A 23,161-nucleotide genomic window follows, 5' to 3' on the forward strand; every position below is an offset into this window, starting at 1 on the left:
GTCAAAACACCACCCGCTGCCGCAAATAACCGCCGCCCTCGCGCCACTTGTCGGTCTGGGTCCGGACCGCCCAATGGCCGAGGTCGGCCGCATCGGCATCGGTTTGGGTCGGGAACAGCGGCGTCAACTTGTCTTGTTCCTGCTGGCTGAACGGCGTCTGCTGGTGCGCGTTTTCCAGCGCATTGATTTTCTCCAACCGATAGCCGGGGGCATTTTCCGCTTCCTTGTATTTGTCTATCCTGCTCTGCATCATCGCGGCCAACTTCGGATCGTTCTTGAGCGCCTCTTGATAGTTGTCCCACACCCTTTTGTCGTACCGCGAGCTCGGCTCCTTGCGGGTTTTGTCATGCTCTCGCGCCATCGCCAGCAGCGCCTCGGCCTTTTCTTCGGCCGAGCTATAACCAGCCAGGTAAAACCCCGCCAGCGAGTCGTGCACCTGGTCCGCCAGCAACGCCATGTACGGCGCATTCTGCGGGTCGGGCGGCTCCTTGAACTGTTCCAACGCCCATAACTCCTCTGGGCTGGGCGCAATATCGGCATAGTACAGACGCTGCTGCCAGTCATTGGCGTTGGCGATTTGCTGGCGTTCCAGCGGCCGCACCAGGTCGTAATGTCGGCCCATGCGACCATCGGATCGCAACAGCAATTTCCGTGTGCGCAGCAGCAGCAAATCGCTTTTCAGCGCTTCGTTGTAGCTGCCCAGATCTTCTTTTTCCTGGGCGTTGCAGCCTTCAGCGTAGAAACGCAAATAATTGAAACCATTCAGGAAGGCGTGCCGATAGCTGTAAAACAGCCGCATGTGTTCATTCATCAAAGAACGAAAATCATCTCCCTTGAACTCCCCCGCTTTCATGTAAGCGTTCCAGGCCGCGCTCAGTTCGGGAGAAATCTCGTAACCTTTTTTTAAACGATCATCCATCACGCAATACGCGGCCAATGGCACGCCAGCGACGGTGGCCGCATGGTGCATATGCAGCATGCGGCCAATGGCACGCCAGCGACGGTGGCCGCATGGTGCATATGCAGCAGCGGAATTTGCGACAACAGCAGGTCCATGCTGCGCGATTTGCCCTGCTCGCCCGGCGCATAGCCGCCGCCGACATCAGAATGCACGCCGGGATACAGATACTCCAGCACTTTGCCGCCAGCACCTTGCTTGACGCGGGTGACTGGAAAATTGCGGCGCTGTTCGTGGGCGGCGATGTAATGCACGGAGTGCTTGACGCAATCGGGCAATGGTTGAAGAATTTCCTTGGCCCAGACGAAGTGGCCATCGGCCCAAAAGATCGGCGTGCTTTCCGCCACCGAGTTGGCTGGACCGATCGACGCTACGCTGTCGAACAGGCCGAGGAATTTGATCTCAGCCGGCATGCTGGCAAAGGTGCCGTCTTTTTGCAGCAAGTCGTTGAACCAGTAGCAGAACGCCCGCGCCTGGACCGCGCCGCGCGAAAAGCCGAACACATTCAGCGAGATGTTAGGAATTCTCGGCAACGGCCGCTCTGCGCGCACCTTGCGCAAGCGTTTGTCGAGTTCTTTGCTCAGATCGCCAAACCAGCTGCGGCGGTCTGGGCGTGGATCGTGCGCATCGCGCAGCGGGTCGCCGGTGTCGACGTCTTGCGCGTATTGCTGGAGTTTGGCGGTAATTTCATGATCCTCGAACATCTTGACGCCATCATTAATCGATTGATACACCGCGTTATAGACTTCCAGCAATGCATACAGAATGCGTGCCTGACCACCTTTGCCGAATGCTTTGCCTTCCTGGCTTTCGCGCCATTCCCGGTTTTCCGGAAAGCGCGTACCCAGACCGGGAATGTAAATCCGGTAGTGGTGAGGCTGTTGCAGATAATCGCCTATACCATCGACGGCTTTATGCGCGTTAAATAGTTTGACGATATTCGTGTGGCACTTCAACGGTTCATCACGGATGCGATTGTTGTTGGTGCCATCAAAAAACAAACCTATCTTGACGAAGCACTGGCACAACAGATGCGCAGTCCTGAACGATTCGCCATTCATGCCGTCGAGAGCACAGGTCTCGGCAAAATTTAATGCCATCACATCTTCAGCGCGGCCACGAACAATCAGTGGTGCGGATTGAATAGGTACGTTCATTTACTCTTCCTCCGGCGGGGCTATCGTGACGCTTTTGGGAAGCGGATGCATCGGGCTTTCCGGAGCATAACGAGCAGACGAAACCACTCGCACTTCATCATTGGCGAAGAAATGAACGGTAAGTGTCCCCGCTCTTTCATATCGCCTGATCGTGGTGGTTTTTTCTATCCAGTTATCTTCACCTTTGATTGGTCGGTTCCAGCGCACCTTGACCTTCATGCCGGGCTGCCATTGGGTAGGGAGTATGTAACCAGATGCACTGGTGCCGCCGCAACTAATGCCTCCCGCCATGTATTCGCTGAATGGCTCCTTTACATAAAACGCGTGAATATAGGACACCCCTTCGTGACCGACACAGCCTATCGACACCGGCGTCATCGGAACAGTGACCAGCGTTGACCGCTTGTCGATGGGTACGGATGCATTATTCGGCAACGTTGCGCTGCAAGCGCCGAGTACCGGTATGACGACACATAAAAACAAGTGTTGGAATCGCATATATTTCCCCTGGTTTGACTTGAAATAATCATTCGTACATCAGTCATGTCACTCGTACTGTTCTGTCCACGGAAAATATCGCAGTCCAAATCCGGCATTGCCAAACGCGAACCAGACTCAGAGCCCCCAGCGCGGAATCGCATGCTCGCCATAGGAGATGCAGACATTCTTCGCTTCGGCGAACACCTCGAAGCTGTAATGTCCGCCTTCGCGACCGGTGCCCGAGGCTTTGACGCCGCCGAATGGCTGGCGCAGGTCGCGCACATTCTGGCTGTTGACGAACACCATGCCGGCCGCGATGCCGCGCGCCATGCGCAGCGCGCGCCCGGTGCTTTCGGTCCAGACATACGAGGACAGTCCATACGGCGTATCGTTGGCGATCTTTAGCGCTTCGGCTTCGTCGCCGAACGGGATCAGGCACGGCACCGGGCCGAAAATTTCATCCTGGGCGATGTGCATCCGGTTATCGACATCGGCGAATACCGTGGCTTGCAGCCAATTGCCGTGACGCAGGTGATTAGGCACCGCCGGCAGGCCGCCGCCGCACACCATGCGCGCGCCCTCTTGTTGTCCAAGCGCGATATAGCGCATGACTTTTTCCCAATGGCTGCGACTGATCATCGGGCCGATGATGGTGTCGGCATCGAGCGGATCGCCAACCTTCAGATTGGCCGCGCGTGCCGCGAAGTCGACGACAAACTTGTCGTAGATACCGCGCTGGACCAGGATGCGCGAACCAGCGGTGCAGCGCTCGCCATTGTTGGAAAAAATCATGAACAGCGCGGCGTCCAGCGCACGCTCATAGTCGGCGTCGTCGAAGATGATGAAAGGCGATTTGCCGCCAAGCTCCATCGAGAATTTTTTCAATCCCGCCTGCTGCACGATGCGGTTGCCGGTCGCGGTGCTGCCGGTGAACGAAATCGCGCGCACGTCGGGGTGGCGAATCAACGGCTCTCCTGCCTCCTTGCCGTAACCGTGCACGACATTGAACACCCCGGCCGGAATGCCGGCTTCCAGCACCAGCTGGCCGAGATAGTCGGCGCTCAGCGGCGACAGCTCCGACATTTTCAACACCGCGGTGTTGCCGAGCGCGAGACAGGGCGCGGTCTTCCAGGTGGCGGTCATGAACGGCACGTTCCACGGCGAAATCAGCGCGCAGACGCCAACCGGCTGCCACATCGTGTAGTTCAGATGGCCGCTGTCGGACTGGAACGATTCGCCATCCATGTGGGTGGCGACTTCGGCAAAAAAATGGAAATTATCGGCGGCGCGCGGGATCAGCGTTTTTTGGGTTTGTGCTATCACCTGACCGCTATCCCTGCTTTCCAGTTCGGCCAGCGGCGGCACGTGGCGAGTGATCAAATCGCCCAGACGGCGCATCAGCCTGGCGCGTTCCGCCGCCGGCTTGGCGGCCCAGGCCGGGAACGCCTCTTTCGCCGCTTGCACGGCGGCGCCGACTTCGGCCTCGCCGCCGCTCGCGACCTCAGCGATCACTTCGTTATTGGCCGGATTGCGAGTCTCGAAAGTCTGGCGGCTCGCGACTTGTTTACCGTTGATCAGATGCTTGATCATGTCTGTCCTCCAACGTTGGAATGGTCGTCGTCGCCGACGATGGTATTGATCAGGCGGCCGATGCCCTCGATTTTGGTCACCACCTCGTCGCCGGGCAGCACATCGGCCAAACCTTCCGGCGTGCCGGTCAGGATGATGTCGCCCGGCGCCAGGGTCATGCAACTGGACAGATATTCGATCAATGCCGGGATCGTGAAGATCATGTCGCCGGTGTTGCCTTGCTGGGTCAGCTTGCCATTGACGCTGGTGGTCAAGCGCAAGTTCATCGGGTCGGGCACGGCGGCGGCATCGACCAGCCAGGGACCGAGCGGCGTGCAGCCGTCGCGGTTCTTGACCCGCAGGTTGGGCCGATAGTAGTTTTCCAGATAGTCGCGGATGGCGTAGTCGTTGGCGACGGTATAACCGGCAACCACATCGTAGGCATCAGCGCGCTTCACGTCCTTGGCATGGCGACCGATCACCACCGCCAGTTCACACTCGTAATGCATATAAGTCGCATCGGCCGGTCGCCGCGTGTGGGCTCGGTGGCCGATTATCGTGTTCGGTCCCTTCAAGAAAACCAGGGGCTGCTGCGGCGCCTTGAAATCCAGTTCACGCGCGTGGTCGGCATAGTTCAGTCCCAGCGCAAAGATGGTGCGCGGCGCCAGCGGCGGCAGCCAGTGCGCTTCACTGTCTAGCAGACTGCGGCCGTCCGCCAATTCAATCCGGCCGTCGGCTGCGGGCCGGACTTCATGGATGGCGCCGTTGAAGAAGATGCGCCCGCGCCTATTCGTCATTTTCATGTTTGCCCCCTCCTACCTTTTTCCATCCGTGCGACTGGATGTGGAAACAAACCTCGCCGCCGCCGGCAACCGCCACCCGCACCGCATCGCCTATCGTCGCTTGCGGCGCCTGCCATGGCACGCCGATCAGCAATATGTCGCCGGCATTCAAGGTCATGAATTCGGTGACGTCGCGCAATAGTTCGGGGATGTTGCGGACCAAGTCCGCGAGCGGCCAGCTGTCGACCCGGGTGTCATTGATATGGGTTTCGATGCACACGCTGTCTGGATCGTTCGCCAGACTGGCGGGCATCATTTGTTGCGAGATAGGACAAGCGCCATCGAAGCATTTTTCGCGTATCGCAGGGCGGTAGTAGCTGGCGTGCGGCAGGCTCAAGTCGGCCGCCGCCACGTAGCCGGCGATCACTGTTGCGGCTTGCTCCAGGCCGATGCGCGCCGCCGCAGCACCGATGACGATGCCGAGCGTGGCGCCTACTTCCACCTGTCTGGCGGGACTAGGCAACAGCACCGTGGCGCCGCTCGCTACCAGCGTGTTGGCCGGTTTGATGTAAAGCACCGGGGCTTGCGGCAGGCTTTTATAGGGTGCTTGCAATAGCGTATCGCCGAGACCGGCCAAGGACCGGCGATGATTCAGGATGACGCCGTAGACTGTTCCCTGGGCGCCCGGTCTACCCGATATCGCAACAGGACCATGTTTCTGCATCTTCACTTCCCCCCTGCAGTTCAAGCGTTATGGAGCCAAAGTGTTAGCAATATAATCATTAACATATTAGTGTGTCAATCGGCCGCAACGACTTTTCGACCAGACAAGCTTTGCCCGGCACTGCCGCAACGGACATTTCCACTGAACACAAAGCGGACTACACTATTGCCAGCAATCCCCCTCAATCCAAGATGAAGGAAAACAAATGATTACCCTGCAAAAACATGCAAGATCATTGTTGTTCGTGACCCTGACGATGTTGCTCGGGATCGGTTCTGCGATGGCGGAGAACCCCACCAGTCACGTTACTTTGACCGGCGCGCAAGAAGTGCCGCCGGTCAGCACGAAGGCGAGCGGGACCGGAAAGATCGTGGTCGATACCGAAAAAATGGTGAGCGGCAGCGTCACTGTCGAGGGCTTCGATTCCATGGCGTCGCACATCCATAAAGGAGCTGCCGGGAAAGCGGGACCGGTCATACATCCGTTGACTAAAACCGCCCCCAACACATGGTCGGTGCCGGCCGGCACCAAACTCACCGACGACGAATATGTCGACTATATGGCCGGCAATCTGTACGTCAATGTGCATAGCGTGGCCCATCCCGGCGGAGAAGTTCGCGGCCAACTGACACCCAAATAATTCCCGGCGCATCATCAAGATCGTTTTAAAAAAAAGCGCGATGGCGTTCCACCGAACGCCATCGCGCTTCCATTTGACACGTCATTCACGAGCGCAGCGTAGCAGCGAGAACGGCTCCGATAAGCGGGTTGACCTTCAGGCGGGCCAACTGCACGTATACTGCTGCTTTGCGTTTCGAGAAAATCTTTGCATGCTATCAACCTTACAACGCATTGCCGCCGACCCACATTCCGACAACATTGATCATCTGGTCGCCTTGATCAATGCATTGCGTCCCAAGCAGCCGAAGCTGGCCGAGCAGGCAGCGGAGCAGGTACGCATACTGCTGCAGTTGCTGCATGGCAGTCCGACCCAGGCCAGCGCCCTGCGCCATTATTTGCTGCGGCTGTTCTCGACCCGGCGTCAAACCAGCCTGTATACCGATATCGGCATCCTGCCGAACGCGGGCTTCTTTACCGAACTGTTTCAACGGATGTCGTTCCGCATCCTGCCACCGGCGCTGGATGAGAATTATTTGCGCGATTGCCTGGATCGGGTGCTGCCGGCCGACACCGATTATGTCTGGATCAACGCGGTGCCAAGCGCGGACTGGCTGAAGCTGATCGAGGTTTTGGTCAACGCAGCGCCTTATACCGATGCCGAGAACAATGTCGCCAGCGATGCCGACGATCGCCACAAAACCATGGTCGAGTTGCTGGATGCGATCCAGGTGCTGTCCTACCGCGTCAGCGCCATGGGGCTGGAGCCGTCGCTGATCCGGCTTTATCCCACCATCGAGGATTTCGACTCGCCGTTCTTGATGCAAAACGTCGAGCTGCATCGCTATCTGCATGGTTATCGGCGCTATCTGGCAGGCGACGTCAGCGATGCAAACGAAAGCACGGCGCCCGAAGATGCCAAGCATTTATTGGTGATGCTGGATCAGTGCGACGCCGTGGTGCTCAAGATCCGCAAAAACGCCTTGCGCATGGGCACCAGCGTTGCCCTCACCTATTTGCTGGTGAGGCTGGATCAGAGTATTCAGCGCTTACGCAAGCTGCTGATGCTGGTGGATATCGGCGATCTCGGCAGCCAGGAGCAGCTGGCCGCCCTCGCCGAGCAGGAGGCAGCACCCAACCCTGCGCAAGTCGCCAAGCTCAGCGAGGCCCTGGCGCTGGGCCAGGAGTTGATCGAAGCGCACAACCGCAAATATGCGGTGCGCGAGCTGTTCGCCGACAACATCAACCTGCTGGCGCGCAATGTCACTGAAAACGCCAGCCGCACCGGCGAACATTACATCGCCGAAAGCCGCACCGAATACAGCGCCATGTTCCGCTCGGCGTCCGGCGCCGGAGTCGTGATCGGCTTCATGTCCTTACTGAAGATCCTGGCGTCCTATCTGCGGGCCGCGCCTTTGGTCGAGGCATTCCTGTTCAGCATGAATTATTCGTTCGGCTTCATGCTGATTCATGTGCTGCATTTCACGGTCGCGACCAAGCAGCCGGCCATGACCGCATCCCGCATCGCCGCCGGTTTGCAAAGCCGCGACGGCCGCTATATCGACATCGACAGCCTGGTCGAATTGATCGTCAAAGTGATTCGGACCCAGTTCATCGCGGTGGCCGGCAATTTGCTGCTGGCTTTTCCGGTCGCCTACCTGATCGCACTCGGCTATTTTCATTTGCATGGCGCGCATCTGGTATCGCCGGAGAAGGCGCAGCACTTGCTGCACGATATCGATCCGCTGGCCAGTCTGGCGCTGTTCCATGCGGCGATTGCCGGGGTCTGCCTGTTCCTGGCGGGCTTGATTTCCGGCTATTACGACAACAAGGCGCTATATACGCACATGGCGCAGCGGGTTGAGCGCGCGCGCTGGCTGCGCAAATTGCTGGGCCAGAAACGCCTGTCCAGGCTTGGGCAGTACCTGGAACACAACCTCGGCGGCTTGATGGGTAATTTTTACTTCGGCATTTTGCTGGGCACGATAGGCACCATCGGTTATATGCTGGGCCTGCCGATCGACATCCGCCACATTACGTTTTCGGCGACCAACTTTGCCACTGCGCTGGTCGGTCTCGACAACCAGATGAGCTGGCAGACTGCCGTCAGGTCCATCGTCGGCGTGATCGGGATCGGCACAGTCAACCTGTGGGTCAGTTTTTCGCTGGCGCTGTTCGTCGCCTTGCGTGCCCGGCGGGTGCATTTCCATCACGGCTGGAGCTTGGCCAAGGCGGTCCTGGGGCGTTTCCGCAAGCGGCCGGGCGACTTTTTCATCGCACCGAAACAGGTGGCGCCACTCGCGGAAGAGAAAGACTCTGTAATTTAGGGCGGAAATCAACCACAAAGGCGGGATCCATGAAAACAGCATTCGCTATTTTTACATTCGTTACCCTGTTGGCCGGCTGCGCATCGCCAAATAGTTATCGCTGCGACGATCCTGCCGCTCGTCCGATCTGGTGCAACAGCCGCCCTATTTCAGAAGAAAAGCCGCCCGCCAAATGAAGACCAATCCCGTTACGCTACCCAGCTGACGCACGGCGTCAGGCCGTACCGGCATGGGTCTTGGCCCAAGCCAGCATCGCGCCCATAAACTGACGCAATATCGGCTGCACCTGCGCCGCCAGTGCGGGATCGAAAGCAAACGGCGTTTGCTCCTGCATATAGGTCAGTTGCGCCAGCTCCAGCTGTACCGCATGGATATTCTGTTGCGGCTGGCCGTAGTGGCGCGTGATATGGCCGCCTTTGAAGCGGCCGTTCAGCGCATGGCTATAGCCGACAGCGGCCGCCGATGCAGCGATCTCCCGCAACTGTTCCGTCAGTTCCGGCGCGCAGGATGTCCCGGACGCGGTGCCCAGATTCAGATCCGGCAGCCGCCCTTCAAAAAAGCGCGGCACCACCGATGCGATCGAATGCGCATCCCACAGCATCGCGATGCCGTGCTCGCTGCGCAGCCGCTGCAATTCCTGCTCCAGCTGGGTGTGATAAGGCTGCCAGTAGTCGGCTATCCGGCGTTGAATCTCGGCGTCGTCAGGCTCTTGGCCGGGCTGATACAGCGCCTCCTTGTGAAAGCTGTCCACCGGACAAATCCCGGTCGTATCCTGCCCCGGGTAGAGGTTGACATTGTCCTTAGGCCGATTGAGGTCGATCACATAGCGCGAATGGGTCGCCACCAGCACCGACGCTCCCAGTTCATCGAGGAAGTCATACAAGGCAGGCAGGTGCCAGTCGGTGTCCGCCAAAGTCAGCGCGGTCGGCGTCATGCCGGCTGCAATCGACGCCGGGATATGCTCGCCGGCGTGCGGCATCGAGACCAGCAGCGGCAATCGGCCGCGCTTAAAAATGAACTTCGGGACTGGCGAACTCATCGGATTTCCTCTTTTTTATAATTGTTCAATCGGCCAGCAGGCCTCGCAACGCGGCCGCATAGGCCGTGCTGCTCCGCTCTTCGCTTGCATGATGCCCGTTCTGGACCACCCAGCGGCCGCCGGCCATGACGTCGCGTATCGGCGTCTGGCCATGATTGCAAAAGATAAAACTGTCGAGCAACTGGTCGCCGTGCTTGCCGCACAATGCCGGGTGCCGATCCTCCAGCACCAGCAAGTCGGCGCGCTGTCCCACCGCCAGCCCGGCCACCGGCCGTCCGCTGGCAGCGGCGCCGCCGCGCTGCGCCTCGCGGTACAGATAGTTTCCAACCGAAGCGGCACCGTCGTTGCCGACCAGCAGATTGCGCTGCCGATGCAGCAAGCGCTGGCCGTATTCGTACAGACGCAATTCTTCGCGCGCGCTGGTGCTGACGTGGCTGTCGGAACCGATGCCCCAGCTGCCGCCCGCGGCAGCGTAAGCGACGCCGTCGAAAACGCCGTCGCCCAGATTGGCTTCGGTGCTCGGGCATATCCCCGCCACCGCGCCGCTGCGCGCCAGCGCCTGGGTTTCCGTCGCGCTCAGGTGGGTCGCATGGACCAGGCACCAGCGGCTATCGACTTCGACGTTATCCAGCAACCAGGCCACCGGCCGCGCGCCCAGCTGCGCGACGCAATCCTCGACCTCCTTGATTTGCTCGGCGATGTGCAGATGCACCGGCGCTTGCGCGTCCCATTGATTCAGCAGCGTCAGCATTTGTTGCAATGACGCCGGCGACACCGCCCGCAGCGAATGTGGGGCGACGCCGTAACGCAAAGCGGCGTGCTGCGGATGTTCGCTTTGCAAGCGCTGCAATACGCTCATCACCCATTCCGGCGAGTTGATGAAGCGCACCTGCCCGGCATGCGGCGGCTGCGCGCCGAAACCGCTGTACTGGTACAGCACCGGCAGCAAGGTCAAGCCGATCCCGGCTTCTTGCGCCGCTTCGATCAGGCAGTTCAGGTTTTCGGCCGGATTGGCATAGGGCTTGCCGCCGATGTCGTGATGCAGGTAATGGAATTCGCAGACCGAGGTGTAACCGGCCTTCAGCATTTCGATGTACAGCTGCACCGCAATCGCTTTCAAGGCGGGCGGCGACAATTTCTGGGCGAAGCCGTACATCAGCGTGCGCCAGCTCCAGAAGCTGTCGTTCGGATCGGAGCGGTATTCGGTCAAGCCGGCCATCGCGCGCTGGAAGGCGTGCGAATGCAGATTGGGCATGCCGGGCAATACCGTGCCGGTGACCTTGGGCGCCACCGCTATCTGCTCGGCGTTGACGATCACCTCGGTCAGCATGCCGTCGGCATCCCAGGCCAGCAGCACGTTTTTGTGCCAACCGCTGGGGAGCAATGCCTGGTCGGCGATCAGGCGGTTCATATGTTTCATGTTGTTCCTCCTCCTACGATTCCAACATCAAGCTGCGGCAACGCCGCCACGGATCACCGCACTGCAAGGATTGAGACCCGACCAATAAGCCAGTTCGGCCAACGATTCCACCGACCAGATCGCAAAGTCGGCCGCCCGCCCCGCCGCCAGCAAGCCGTGCGTATCGGCCTTGCCCAATGCGCGCGCGGCATTGGCAGTCACGCCCAGCAAGGCTTCCGCCACGGTCAGCCGGAACAGCGTGCAAGACATGTTCAGCATCAACAACAAGGAGGTGGTGGGCGAGGTGCCGGGGTTGTGATCGGTGGCGATCGCCATCGGGATCCGGTATTGCCGCAGCAGTTCGATCGGCGGCTGTTTGGTTTCGCGAATAAAGTAGTAAGCGCCGGGCAGCAGCACCGCCACGGTGCCGCTCTGCTGCATTGCCAGCACATCGGCTTCGCTCAAATGCTCCAGATGATCCACCGACAGCGCCCGGTAGCGCGCCGCCAGCTGCGTGCCGCCGAGATTGGAGAGTTGCTCGGCGTGCATCTTGACCGGCAAGCCCAGTTTGGCGGCGGCTTCGAACACCCGTTCGCTCTGCGCCAGCGAGAAGCCGATGTTCTCGCAAAATACGTCGACCGCATCGACCAATCCTTCATCGTGCAAGGCCGGCAGCATCTCGTGACAGACCAGGCTGATGTAATCATCGGCGCGGCCTTGATATTCCAGCGGCAACGCATGCGCGCCCAAGAAAGTGGTGACTACGCTGACCGGATAACTGACGCCGAGACGGCGCGCAACGCGCAGCATTTTGCGTTCGGTCGGCAGATCGAGTCCGTATCCGGATTTGATTTCAATTGCCGTCACGCCTTCCGCCAGCAGGGCTTCCAGCCGCCGCGCCGCCTGCCGGAACAGGCTCTCCTCATCCGCCAGGCGGGTCGCTCGCACGGTGGAGACTATGCCGCCGCCGCGCTGCGCGATTTCGGTATAGCTGGCGCCGGCCAGCCGCAGCGCAAATTCATCGGCGCGGGTACCGCCGTATACCAGGTGCGTGTGACAGTCGATCAAGCCGGGCGTGATCCACTGGCCGCCGACATCGTGGCGCGGCAAAGCCGACTCCGCAAATTCGGCAGGCATGGACTCGACGCTGCCGATCCAGGCAATCACGCCGTCGCGCACCGCAATCGCACCGTCTTCGATGACATGATCTGGATCGCCGGCGGGCGCGATCCGGGCGTTGTGCCAGATGCCTTGATTAGTTTGCATGCGCGATTCCTTGTTGCCGGTTGATCTTGACCACGACCAATACGCTGTCTGCCGCCAATGGGCGGACCGAGATGCGGCCGGTATCGCCCTCGCAGCTCAGCGTCTGTCGCCGCTCCAGCGCGCATTCTGCATGCGATGTACTCACTTGCCAGCTGCCCTGAACGCAAAACAGCAGCCGAAAATCGCATGCCTCGACCACGTCCGGCGTCGCGTGCCACACCTCGACCGCGCCGCTGGCGGCACCGCGCCGCAGCATCAGGTTGAAATCGCGGCATGCCCCGCCCTCCAGCCGCGCATCCAGTTGTTCCTCGCCCTTGAAGCAATACGGCAGCAACGGCGTGGTCAAGCCATGCACCTTGCCATCGGCAAAGTTCAGCTGCATGCCGGGGCCATCCAGCAACATGATCACCCGGTCGATGCCGGGAAAAGACGAAAACGGCCCGGATTGATCGACGTCGGCAATGCTCACCCGCCACAAAAAATCATCGAAGCCGGCGTCCGCCGGATAGCTGGATAAGGTACGCGTGCTGCCGCCGCCGTTTTTCCAAGGCGCGGCAATCAGGTCGTCGAAGGCATGCAGTTCCATGTCGGGTCCGGTGTTATGCCAGATGCAGGCCGATAAACAACTGCTGGCAGCTCTCGCTGACCGCGCCTTGCAACACCAGTTGTTTCGCGGCTTCGATATCCGGAGCAAAGAAACGATCCTTGTCGTAAAACCCGACTTCCTGGCGCAAGCGTTGCAGCACCGGCACCAGCATCGGCGAGGTCAATAAAGGCTGATGGAAATCCACCCCCTGCGCCGCCGCCAGCAATTCGATGGCGACGATGGTGGCGGTGTTGTGCGCCATGTCATGCAAGCGTCGGCCGGCATAGGTCGCCATGCTGACGTGATCTTCCTGATTGGCTGAAGTCGGCAAGCTGTCGACGCTGGCCGGGTGCGCCAGCGATTTGTTTTCGGAAGCCAGAGCGGCTGCGGTGACGTGGGCGATCATGAAGCCGGAATTGAGGCCGGACGACTCCACCAGGAACGGCGGCAAGCCGGACAAGGAAGCGTCGATCAGCAAGGCGATCCGGCGCTCCGACAACGCGCCGATTTCGGCAATCGCCAAGGCCAGCGTATCGGCGGCAAAAGCGACCGGTTCGGCATGGAAATTGCCACCGGAAATCACCTCGTCATGTTCCGCATAAATCAACGGATTATCGGTGACGGCGTTGGCTTCAGTCAGCAAGGTGCGCGCCGCGTTGGCTATCAGGTCCAGGCAGGCTCCCATCACTTGCGGCTGGCAGCGCAGGCTATACGGGTCTTGCACGCGCTCGTCGTTGACCAGGTGCGATTGCCGGATCGCGCTCCCGCTGAGCAGCTGGCGATAAATCTTTGCGGTCGCGATTTGCCCCGGCTGACCGCGTACTTCATGCAGACGCGGATCGAACGGCGCATCGCTGCCTCTGGCGGCATCGACCGACAGCGCGCCGGTGACGGTGGCGGCGGCCAACACCCTTTCCGCCAAAAACAGGCCATGCAAGGTCAGCGCGGTGGATACCTGGGTGCCGTTGATCAGCGCCAGGCCTTCCTTGGCGGCCAGCACGATAGGCGCGATATTGGCTTGTTCCAATGCGTGTCTGGCGTCCAGCAGCTTGCCGCCGACCCTGACCTGGCCTTCTCCCAGCAAGGCCAAAGTCATGTGCGACAACGGCGCCAGATCGCCGGACGCGCCGACCGAGCCCTTGGCCGGGATGCACGGCATGATGCCGGCGTTGTACAGCGCCAGCAGGGTATCGATGACTTGCGGCCGGATGCCGGAATAGCCGCGCGCCAAGCTGCCGATTTTCATCGCCATGATCAGACGCACCACCGCATCGTCCAACAATTCGCCGGTGCCGACCGAGTGCGACAGGATCAGGTTGCGCTGCAACTCTTCCAGTTGCGCGTCGGGAATGTGGGTTTTGGCCAATTTGCCGAAACCGGTGTTGATGCCGTAGGCGGCATCGCCGCGGCCGACGATCCTGAGGATGGTGGCGGCGGAAGCTTCAATCGCCGGGTAAGCGGACGGCGCCAGCTGCAGCGGCACGGCTTCGGCCCAGATGCTGCGGATTTCTGCCAGGGACATTTTTCCAGGCTGGATGGTCAGGGTATTTTTCATAGGTACTTGCTTTCAAAATGAGACAGATATGTGCATTTAAATCAATACTATTCAATCGGTTGACCGGCCTTTTCCTGTATGAACGGCAACGCCACCAACGCGCCCAAGCCGCAAGCCATCAAATACCAGGACGGCGCCAGATTGCTGCCCGACACCGCAATCAGCTTGGTGGCAAAAAACGGCGCAAACCCGCCGAAAATGGCAACCCCGATGCAATACACGACCGACATGCCGGTCGCTCTTACCGCTTGCGGAAACATTTCCGGCAGCATCACCACATTGGGCACCGCGGTAAATGTCGCCAGCATCGTCAGCAGCGCCATCACCGGCAGCAAGGTGGCGATAGTCGGCGCCTGATTGATCAAGGCGAATGCCGGATAGGCCGCAAACACCAGTAACAGGCAGGATACGCCGAACACTTTCTTGCGTCCGACCCGATCCGACAGCATCCCCACCAGCGGCGCCAGCAAGGCGTTGACCGCCGCCGCCATGCAGGCCGCGGTCAAGCCGGCCGAGGCCGGCATATGCAACACTTTGGCGACATAAGTCGGTATGTAATACAGCGTGATGTAGACCGCCGCGATACTGCCCATCGTCAATCCCACGCCGGCGGCGATTTGTGGCCGGTGATCGGCAAAAACGATGCGGATCGAATGGCTGAAGGAGTTCCTGGCAGCCACGCCGGTTGCCAGCGTTTCATGCAGATTGCGGCGGATATACACCCCGAGCGGACCCATCAGCAAGCCTAGCGCGAATGGTATCCGCCAGCCCCAGCTTTCCAACGATGCGGTACTCAGCACAGCCGTCAGCGACAAACCCATCAACGCCCCCAACAGCGCGCTCAGATTCTGGCTGACCACCTGCAAGCCGCCGTAGAAGCCGCGCGAGCGGTCATCCGCGTATTCCATCAGCAGCGAAGTCGACGCGCCGAATTCGCCGCCCAGCGCAAAGCCCTGGAACAGACGCGCCAGCACAATCAGCAGCGGCGCGGCCAGACCGATCCGGGCATAGGTCGGGGCAAACACGATCAGCCCCGAACCGATTGCCATCAGGGTCAAGGTCAGGCTCATGGCCGCCTTGCGACCGGCTCGATCGGCATAGGAACCGAGCAGCAAGCCGCCGATCGGACGCGCAACAAAGCCGATGCCGAAAGTGGCCGTCACCAGCATCAGCTGCGCACTGTCGCCATCGGCCGGGAAATACAGCTTGCCGATGATGATCGCGAAAAAGCTATAGGCCGTGAATTCGAAAAATTCGAGGCCGTTGCCGATGGTGATGGCGGCTATGGCTTTGATCTTGCCGCCACTGGTCCTGACCGTGTGTGCCGCTCGTCTGGCCGGGGTCGCCAGCGTTTCTGCGCTGCTGCTTGTTTCCACGTGCTAGCTCCTTGTAGGCGCTGACGTAGGGCGGATGAGCGTAGCGTTATCCGCCGTTCTGGATGCATCACACGCCTGTGGGACATCCAACGGCGGAAGGGTGTAGCAGGGGTTTCAGATGGCATGCCATCTGCCTGCGTAACGGTATCCGCCTGCCAGCGGATACGCGCCCTGCAAGGGCTACGCTTTTCCGCCCTACGTTTATCGGTTGATCATCGGCAGATTCAGGTGATGACGCTTGGCGCATTCGATCGCAGCTTCATAACCGGCATCCGCATGGCGCATCACGCCGGACGCGCAATCGTTGACCAAGACCCGCGCCAGCCTTTTGGCGGCGGCTTCGGTGCCGTCGGCGACGATCACCATGCCGGCGTGCTGGGAGTAGCCCATGCCGACCCCGCCGCCGTGATGCAGCGAGACCCAGGTGGCGCCGCCGGAGGTGTTGAGCAAGGCGTTCAGCAACGGCCAGTCGGAGACCGCATCGGTGCCGTCCTTCATGCTCTCGGTTTCGCGATTCGGGCTGGCCACCGAGCCGGTGTCCAGGTGGTCGCGGCCGATGACGACCGGTGCTTTCAATTCGCCGGTACGCACCATCTCATTGAAGGCCAGACCGGCCAGATGGCGCTCGCCCAGCCCCAGCCAGCAGATACGCGCCGGCAAACCCTGGAACGAGATCCGCTCGCGCGCCATGTCGAGCCAGCGATGGACGTGCGCGTTTTGCGGGAATAGCTTCTTGATCTTTTCATCGGTTTTGTAAATATCCTCGGGATCGCCGGACAAAGCGACCCAGCGGAACGGCCCCTTCCCTTCGCAAAACAAGGGCCGGATATAGGCCGGGACAAAGCCGGGGAAATCGAATGCGTTCTTGATCCCGGCATCGTAAGCGACTTGCCGGATGTTGTTGCCGTAATCTACAGTCTTGATGCCCATCGCATGAAAATCCAGCATCGCCTGCACATGGGCGGCGCAGGAGCGTGCGGCATCGGCTGACAATCTGGCCTGTTGCGACGGATCGTTTTGCGCCTGCACCCATTGCTCGACCGTCCAGCCCAGCGGCAGGTAGCCGTTGATCAGGTCATGAGCCGAGGTTTGGTCGGTCACCAGATCCGGTTTGATGCCGCCGGCTTTGGCGCGCTTGACCAGCTCGGGCAATACTTCGGCGGCGTTGCCGAGCAAGCCGATCGACACCGCCTCCTTGCGTTGCGTGTGGTATTTGACCAGTTCCAGCGCCTCGTCCAGATCTTTGGCCTGCTTGTCGAGATAGCGCGTGCGCAGACGGAAGTCGATGCTGGACTGTTTGCATTCGATGGTGAGCGACACCGCGCCCGCCAGCGTCGCCGCCAGCGGCTGGGCGCCGCCCATGCCGCCCAGTCCGGCGGTCAGGATCCAGCGCCCGCCCCAGTCGCCGCCGAAATGCTGGCGGCCGGCCTCGGCGAAAGTCTCGAAAGTGCCTTGCACGATGCCCTGGCTGCCGATGTAGATCCAGCTGCCGGCGGTCATCTGGCCGTACATGAACAAGCCCTTGCGGTCGAGTTCGTTGAAATGTTCCCAGTCGGCCCACTTCGGCACCAGGTTGGAGTTGGCCAGCAGCACCCGCGGCGCATCGGCATGGGTCTGGAACACGCCGACCGGCTTGCCGGACTGGATCAGCAGGGTCTCGTCGTCGTTCAGGTTGGTCAGCGCTTCGACAATCTTGTCGTAACAGGCCCAGTCGCGCGCGGCCCGGCCGATCCCGCCGTACACCACCAGATCGTTCGGCCGCTCCGCCACTTCCGGGTCGAGGTTATTCATCAGCATGCGCAACGGCGCCTCGGTCAGCCAGCTCTTGGCGGTCAACTGCGTGCCGCGTGCGGCGCGAATGGAACGGCTGGCATCGCGCCGCGGATCGTTGCCGGTCGCTGCCGGTGTATTCGATGTGCTCATGGTGATTTGCCCTCAATGAAAGTGATGCGATGATGCGTGCTTGTAGACAGAACGCAGAGTTGTATAGTCCAATCAAGTATAATGTCTATACAACTTGTGTCAATCATCTTTTCAGGATTTTTTCCGGCAAGGTTGTCGTAACATCCGTAAAGAAACAATTGATTGGAGCAGGTGTATGAGTAGCGCGTTTGTCAAAGCAATTCCAGCTTTTCAGCAAGTAAAAGACCATGTCACGCAGCAAATCCGCAGCGGCGCATGGAAGCCGGGCGAGCTGATCCCGTCTGAGCGCGAGCTGATGCAGCAATTCGGCTTGTCGCGGATGACGGTCAACCGCGCCGTGCGCGAATTGACGGACATGCAACTGCTGGTGCGGATCCAGGGGTCCGGCACCTATGTGGCGCCGGGCAAATATCAATCGACGCTGGTCGAGATCCGCAGCATAGACGACGAAGTGGTGGCGCGCGGCCATCGTTACCGCAGCCAGGTGCTGACCCTGGAAGCCAGCGCAACCCCGGCCGCGCTGAAGGCGATCGGTTTCGCGACCGGCTCGGTATTTCATTCCAGCATCGTGCATTTTGCCGACGATATACCGATCCAGTTCGAGGATCGCTATACCAATCCACAGCTGTTCCCGGAATACCTGCAGCAAGACTTTCACCTGCAAACCCCGAATCACTACATGGTCCAGATCGCGCCGCTGGACCGCGCCGAATACAGCATCGAATCGAGGATGCCGGATGCCGCCGTGCGCAAGCGGCTGCAGATGGAAGCCGGCGAACCCAGCCTGGTGCTGTCGCGTCGCACCTGGGTCCGCGATCAGGTGGCGACTTCAGTCACTTTATGGCATCCGGGCTCCAGGTATCAGTTCACCGGCGGATTTTGAACGGGCGATCGTTTTCCGCTATCCGTATGTCACAGCGCGGCGCCATCTAACGTCTTGGCGTAGGGCGGAAAAGCGAAGCCCTTGCAGGGCGCGTATCCGCTGGCAGGCGGATACCGTTCAGCAGGCGGATGGCATGCCATCCGAAACCCCTGCTTCACCCTTCCGCCGTTTTTGAAACGCTCAATCTGCTGTAATACATCGGACGGCGGAAGGCGCTACGCTTTTCCGCCCTACTTCTCTCCATATTTGATCGAAATATTTCTTGCCCATGTCTGTTACCCCCGCTTCCCTCAATTCCCCCGCTGCGGCCAGTTGGGCCGACTTGCTTTCCGGCCGAAATGCCTTGCGCTCGATCACGCTGGCGGGTGGGATCGGCATGCATGCCACCAACGTATACATCGTCACCACCATCCTGCCGTCGGTCGTCCGAGATATCGGCGGGCTGGAATACTACGCCTGGGCCACCTCGCTGTTCGTGGTGGCGTCGATCATCGCCGCCGGCGTCGCTTCGCGCCTGGTCGAGTGGATCGGCCATCGCGCCACCTGCCTGCTGGCGCTGCTGATCTTTTCGATCGGCGCCGCCGGCTGCGCGCTGGCGCCGCATATGCTATGGCTGCTGGCGGCGCGGACGATCCAGGGTTTTGGCGGCGGCGTGCTGGTGGCGCTGTCTTACGCGATGATCCGGCTGGTATTTGCGCCTGCTTTGTGGTCGCGGGCGATGGCATTGATGTCCGGCATGTGGGGCATTTCCACGCTGTCGGGGCCGGCCATCGGCGGCATGTTCGCGCAGGCAGGCAGCTGGCGCGGCGCTTTCTGGGTGTTGCTGCCGGCCGCATTCGGCTTGGCATTGCTGGTGCAATTCACACTGAAGATTCCGAAGCAGAACGCACCTGCCGACAGCGCGCCGAATACCATCCCGACCCTGAAAATAGTGCTGCTGGCGGCAGCCGTCATGTCGGTCTCGGCCGCCAGCCTGTTCAGCAGCATCGCGCTGAATGTCGCCGGCGTCGCGGTCGGCATCGCCCTGATCGCGCTGATTGCCTGGCTGGAGCAGCGCGGCGCCGCCCGGCTGCTGCCCAGCGGCGCATTCTCGCTGCGGACCCGGATCGGCGCTTTGTACGCGACGATGATCTTGATCATCCTGGGACTCACCACCGAAATCTATGTGCCGTATTTCCTGCAAGTGATTCAAGGCCATTCACCGCTATTGGCCGGTTACCTGACCGGCATCATGTCTTGCGGCTGGACCCTGGCCGCCTTGCTGTTCTCCAGTTATAGCGGCAAGCGCGCGGAATGGGTGATGAAAGCGGGTCCGGCAGTGGTGATGGCGGCGCTGCTGGCGCTGTCGGTGATGGTGCCGTCGGTGACCATCGTCGCCGGCTACGGCCTGCTGCCGATGTGCGTGGCGCTGATCATGGTCGGCTTCGGGATCGGCATGGGGGCGCCGCATTTGATGGCAAAGATATTGGGCAGCGCGCACGCCGATGAAGGCGATCTTGCGGCTTATTCGCTGACCACCGTGCAGTTATTTGCGACCGCGATCGGCGCTGCACTGGCGGGACTGGCGACCTCGCTGGCCGGACTGGCCGAACCGGGCGGCGCGACGGGTAGCCTAGCTGGTGCCATCAATGCCGCCCACTGGCTGTTCATCTGTTTTGCGCTGGCGCCGGCGATAGCATTCTTTACGGTGCGGCAGGCATTAAAATCGAAGCTTGGACCACCCGACCAGGAAGCTAAGCCATGAACACTCCCACGCCGGCAGCGCCGGTAAGCGCCCTCAAAGCAACGTCCGAGACCGTCACCAGCGTGCATTACTGGACCGAGCAGTTGCTGTCGTTCAGGAGCACGCGGCCGGCCGGCTATCGCTTCACGCCGGGGCAATTCGCGCGGCTGGGGGTGGTGGCTGGCGGCGAAACGCTGTGGCGCGCCTATTCGCTTGCTTCCGCTGCCGATGACGCCGAGCTGGAGTATTACCTGGTGCAGGTTCCCGGCGGCCAATTCACAGAGCAAATCAAGAACCTGAAACCGGGCGATCCTATCCTGGTAGAAAAATTCAGCTTCGGCTTCATGACCGCCGATCGTTTTGTCGACGGCGAGGATTTATGGATGCTGGCCACCGGCACCGGCCTCGGGCCGTTCATCTCGATCCTGCAAGACCCGGCAGTGTGGAAAAAATTCCGCAACCTGATCCTGGTGCACTGCGTCAGGAACGCCGATGAACTGGCGTATCGGGACTTGCTATCCAGCCTGCAGCAGCGCCCGCAGCTGGCCGCCGGCGGCGCGCGCCTGCAACTGATCCAGACCGTTACGCGCGATAACCAAGACGCCGCCCAGGACCATTTGCAAGGCCGCATCACCACCCTGTTGGCGAGCGGCGAACTGGAAGCGGCGGCTGGCCGGCCGATCACGGTGGAAGCCGCCCGCATCATGATTTGCGGCAATCCGCAGATGATCTCCGAAACCCGGGAAATCCTGCACCAGCGCGGCTTGCGCCCTTGCCGCCGGGCGCTGCCGGGGCAATTTGTCACCGAGGATTATTGGTAATATCGGTCCGGTCCGCCGTCAGTTCTCGGCAAACAACAATGGCGCTCCGAAGAGCGCCATTGTTGTTTTTTATTGCCGGAAACCTTACTTATTTTTCCGGATTGCTGGTCGGCAGCGACATCTCGTGATGGAAGATGTTGTGCGGATCAAAGGCTTTCTTGGCCTTGACCAGATCGTCGACCTTGTTGCCGTAGTACAGACGCAGCCACTGTGGATCGACGGTCTTATGGTCGTCATCGGTGTATTTCATGTCGATGTCCGGATAGCTGATATAGCAGCCTTCGTACCGAGGGTTCGGCTCTATTTCATATGGTTTTCCACCCTGGTTTTTATGGACATCCTTAAAAATCTTGCGTATCCATGCAATATGCTTGCGTTCGATCTCGGCCGCCTCCCCTGGAGTTTGCCCGGCGCTGACGGCCCAGTAGGTCTGGTATTGGCTTTTCAACAGCGACCTGCGTTGATAGACGGAATTTTCGATGTTATATGCGGGATTGGGATCGTTCATACGGCCGCCGTATGAGTCGATTTGTACCAGCGACTGCGTCAGGACCGGATCGTCGTTATTCAGGTTGTTCCACAATGCATCGATTTCCGTATCCGTGAAATTCCCGATTTGGTACGACGATTTATACTTGCCGCGCTGATTGGCGCCTGAGCCGTTGATCAACTGCGTCAGAGGCAGCCAGTCCAGACGCAAGGCATCCTTGAGTGCATCGTCCGCCTTCTGGCCACCGCGCGGATTATTCATCGCAGGGATATTCGGCGCAATGAAAGAGTTCCCGACCAGCGGCTTGAAGCCCGCTGCGTCTGTCATGGTCTTGACGAAATCGACCAAGGGCTGGCTATTAGTGTCGTTCAAAGTACCGTCGAGACCGGTATATTGCATCGCCAGCGCAACCGAGCCGCTGGACCTGTGCTGGAACTTGCCCAGCACAAACAAACCGCCATTCGCTTTGGTTGGATTGGGGCTATCCCATTCGGCGTCGTGAGTCTTGAACCATTGCCAGTATGCTTGCAGGAAATTACCGAATCGCTCTTTGCCGACCCTATCCCACTCAGCCCACGGAAATTCGAGCACCAGCCAATAAGCTTCGCGCGGCGCATCGGGCAGCTCACTGAAATAATAATTGGTAATGATGCCGAGGTTGCCACCGCCGCCGCCGCAACAGGACAGGAACAACAGCCTATCGTTGTTGGTGCTCTTTCGATTCACATGTTTCTGGACAACGCTTTTACCGTCCGGAGCCGGCACCAGGATGTCGACCCCGGATAGCCAATCCACGGTCAGTCCTTGCATGCGCGACGACAGCCCATAACCGCCGCCTGAAATATGGCCGCCGACGCCGACCGAATAACAGGAACCACCCGGCAAGGCTTTGCCTGTCTGTTTGTACAAATCGACGTAGCTGTTCCAGTTCTGGCTGCCCGCCGCAATGCGGAATTTGTAGACAACTTTTTCAGGGTTCGGATGGGAGAGCCCTTTTTCGTCGTATTCCAGGCCCGACATGGGGCCCAGATCGATAATGGCGAGTTGTTTTTTACCGGGTTCCGGCAATGTATTCGACACAAACCCTTCGTAACAATGACCGCCGCTTCGCACCGTCAGGCGATAGCCTCTGCCCAAGGCATCGTTGGCAGCCAGCGCTACTTCTTCCGCGGTCTTGCAAACGTAAATGAGAGAAGCGCCAGGATCGCCTTGTGGCGGCCAACGCAAATTGAATCCCTTCTTGAGGGTTTCATAACGGGGATCCTGCTGGTTCACTTCGACAAAACTGGCCATACATCATCTCCTCAAGGTGTAAGAAACGAATTTCATGTACCAAAGAAACCATTTGCAAATATCACAACGCAACGCCGGGCAGCGGTGCTTGTTTTGCCTCAACGTCGCCGCACATGTAATCAGCTTATGACAGGTCTGTGACCTGTCATTATTGACAGGTTGTATTTGCAAATTATTCTGCTTGCCTTGTGA

The 23,161-nt window shown here is 59.9% G+C and carries 20 protein-coding genes; 6 read left to right on the forward strand and 14 right to left on the reverse strand.

From position 1 onward, the window contains the following. Position 1: 1 nt before the first annotated feature. From ACFPM8_RS20235 to ACFPM8_RS20260, 6 genes are all read right to left on the reverse strand, one after another. Positions 2-919, reverse strand: a complete 918-nt coding sequence (locus ACFPM8_RS20235; protein WP_379000366.1) for a hypothetical protein — start codon at positions 917-919, stop codon at positions 2-4. Then, positions 919-2,115 (reverse strand): T6SS phospholipase effector Tle1-like catalytic domain-containing protein, encoded by a 1,197-nt coding sequence (locus ACFPM8_RS20240; protein WP_379000368.1) that lies wholly within the window; start codon positions 2,113-2,115, stop codon positions 919-921. Before ACFPM8_RS20240 ends, ACFPM8_RS20235 begins: the two co-directional genes overlap by 1 nt. Then, positions 2,116-2,613 carry a DUF3304 domain-containing protein gene (locus ACFPM8_RS20245; RefSeq protein WP_379000370.1) on the reverse strand — a complete coding sequence of 166 codons (498 nt, stop codon included), beginning with the start codon at positions 2,611-2,613 and terminating at the stop codon, positions 2,116-2,118. Between the two features lie 117 nt (positions 2,614-2,730). Continuing rightward, complete coding sequence (gene hpaE, locus ACFPM8_RS20250) at positions 2,731-4,185, reverse strand: 5-carboxymethyl-2-hydroxymuconate semialdehyde dehydrogenase (RefSeq protein ID WP_379000371.1); 1,455 nt, start codon at positions 4,183-4,185, stop codon at positions 2,731-2,733. Continuing rightward, positions 4,182-4,961 (reverse strand): fumarylacetoacetate hydrolase family protein, encoded by a 780-nt coding sequence (locus ACFPM8_RS20255; RefSeq protein WP_379000533.1) that lies wholly within the window; start codon positions 4,959-4,961, stop codon positions 4,182-4,184. Before ACFPM8_RS20255 ends, hpaE begins: the two co-directional genes overlap by 4 nt. Continuing rightward, complete coding sequence (locus ACFPM8_RS20260) at positions 4,951-5,670, reverse strand: fumarylacetoacetate hydrolase family protein (RefSeq protein ID WP_379000373.1); 720 nt, start codon at positions 5,668-5,670, stop codon at positions 4,951-4,953. The genes ACFPM8_RS20255 and ACFPM8_RS20260 overlap by 11 nt, the downstream gene beginning before the upstream one ends. 205 nt (positions 5,671-5,875) lie before the next feature. On the opposite strand from ACFPM8_RS20260, the gene ACFPM8_RS20265 reads away from it, so the two are divergent. From ACFPM8_RS20265 to ACFPM8_RS20275, 3 genes are all read left to right on the forward strand, one after another. Next, entirely contained in the window at positions 5,876-6,310 is a 435-nt protein-coding gene (locus ACFPM8_RS20265) for a CHRD domain-containing protein (RefSeq protein ID WP_379000375.1), read from the forward strand. A gap of 190 nt (positions 6,311-6,500) precedes the next feature. Continuing rightward, on the forward strand, positions 6,501-8,615 hold the full coding sequence (locus ACFPM8_RS20270; RefSeq protein ID WP_379000377.1) for a site-specific recombinase: 2,115 nt from the start codon (positions 6,501-6,503) through the stop codon (positions 8,613-8,615). A 29-nt stretch (positions 8,616-8,644) separates the two neighbouring features. Next, complete coding sequence (locus ACFPM8_RS20275) at positions 8,645-8,791, forward strand: hypothetical protein (protein ID WP_379000378.1); 147 nt, start codon at positions 8,645-8,647, stop codon at positions 8,789-8,791. Positions 8,792-8,829: 38 nt separating this feature from the next. Here ACFPM8_RS20275 and hutG read toward each other — a convergent pair whose 3' ends face one another. The 7 genes from hutG to hutU form a co-directional block, all read right to left on the reverse strand. Further along, entirely contained in the window at positions 8,830-9,654 is an 825-nt protein-coding gene (gene hutG / locus ACFPM8_RS20280) for an N-formylglutamate deformylase (RefSeq protein WP_379000380.1), read from the reverse strand. A 25-nt stretch (positions 9,655-9,679) separates the two neighbouring features. After that, complete coding sequence (locus tag ACFPM8_RS20285) at positions 9,680-11,065, reverse strand: formimidoylglutamate deiminase (RefSeq protein WP_379000534.1); 1,386 nt, start codon at positions 11,063-11,065, stop codon at positions 9,680-9,682. 36 nt (positions 11,066-11,101) lie between these two features. Then, positions 11,102-12,319, reverse strand: a complete 1,218-nt coding sequence (gene hutI, locus ACFPM8_RS20290) for an imidazolonepropionase (RefSeq protein ID WP_379000382.1) — start codon at positions 12,317-12,319, stop codon at positions 11,102-11,104. After that, positions 12,309-12,905 (reverse strand): HutD/Ves family protein, encoded by a 597-nt coding sequence (locus ACFPM8_RS20295; RefSeq protein ID WP_379000384.1) that lies wholly within the window; start codon positions 12,903-12,905, stop codon positions 12,309-12,311. Before ACFPM8_RS20295 ends, hutI begins: the two co-directional genes overlap by 11 nt. 13 nt (positions 12,906-12,918) lie before the next feature. Further along, complete coding sequence (gene hutH, locus ACFPM8_RS20300) at positions 12,919-14,460, reverse strand: histidine ammonia-lyase (RefSeq protein WP_379000386.1); 1,542 nt, start codon at positions 14,458-14,460, stop codon at positions 12,919-12,921. A 47-nt stretch (positions 14,461-14,507) separates the two neighbouring features. Then, positions 14,508-15,836: an MFS transporter gene (locus tag ACFPM8_RS20305; protein ID WP_379000389.1), complete on the reverse strand. Its 1,329-nt coding sequence runs from the start codon at positions 15,834-15,836 to the stop codon at positions 14,508-14,510. A gap of 201 nt (positions 15,837-16,037) precedes the next feature. Next, positions 16,038-17,759 (reverse strand): urocanate hydratase, encoded by a 1,722-nt coding sequence (gene hutU, locus ACFPM8_RS20310; RefSeq protein ID WP_379000391.1) that lies wholly within the window; start codon positions 17,757-17,759, stop codon positions 16,038-16,040. A gap of 175 nt (positions 17,760-17,934) precedes the next feature. Here hutU and hutC point away from each other — a divergent pair, with 175 nt between their 5' ends. The 3 genes from hutC (at position 17,935) to ACFPM8_RS20325 (ending at position 21,186) form a co-directional block, all read left to right on the forward strand. Then, positions 17,935-18,642: a histidine utilization repressor gene (gene hutC / locus ACFPM8_RS20315; RefSeq protein ID WP_379000392.1), complete on the forward strand. Its 708-nt coding sequence runs from the start codon at positions 17,935-17,937 to the stop codon at positions 18,640-18,642. Positions 18,643-18,910: 268 nt separating this feature from the next. Beyond that, positions 18,911-20,386, forward strand: coding sequence for an MFS transporter (locus tag ACFPM8_RS20320; protein WP_379000394.1), 1,476 nt, complete (start codon positions 18,911-18,913; stop codon positions 20,384-20,386). Next, positions 20,383-21,186 (forward strand): ferredoxin--NADP reductase, encoded by an 804-nt coding sequence (locus ACFPM8_RS20325; protein WP_379000395.1) that lies wholly within the window; start codon positions 20,383-20,385, stop codon positions 21,184-21,186. Before ACFPM8_RS20320 ends, ACFPM8_RS20325 begins: the two co-directional genes overlap by 4 nt. An 88-nt stretch (positions 21,187-21,274) precedes the next feature. Here ACFPM8_RS20325 and ACFPM8_RS20330 read toward each other — a convergent pair whose 3' ends face one another. Then, complete coding sequence (locus tag ACFPM8_RS20330) at positions 21,275-22,969, reverse strand: FAD-binding protein (RefSeq protein ID WP_379000397.1); 1,695 nt, start codon at positions 22,967-22,969, stop codon at positions 21,275-21,277. Positions 22,970-23,161: the final 192 nt, after the last annotated feature.

Source organism: Paraherbaspirillum soli (assembly GCF_042654985.1).
Lineage (GTDB): Bacteria > Pseudomonadota > Gammaproteobacteria > Burkholderiales > Burkholderiaceae_D > Paraherbaspirillum > Paraherbaspirillum soli.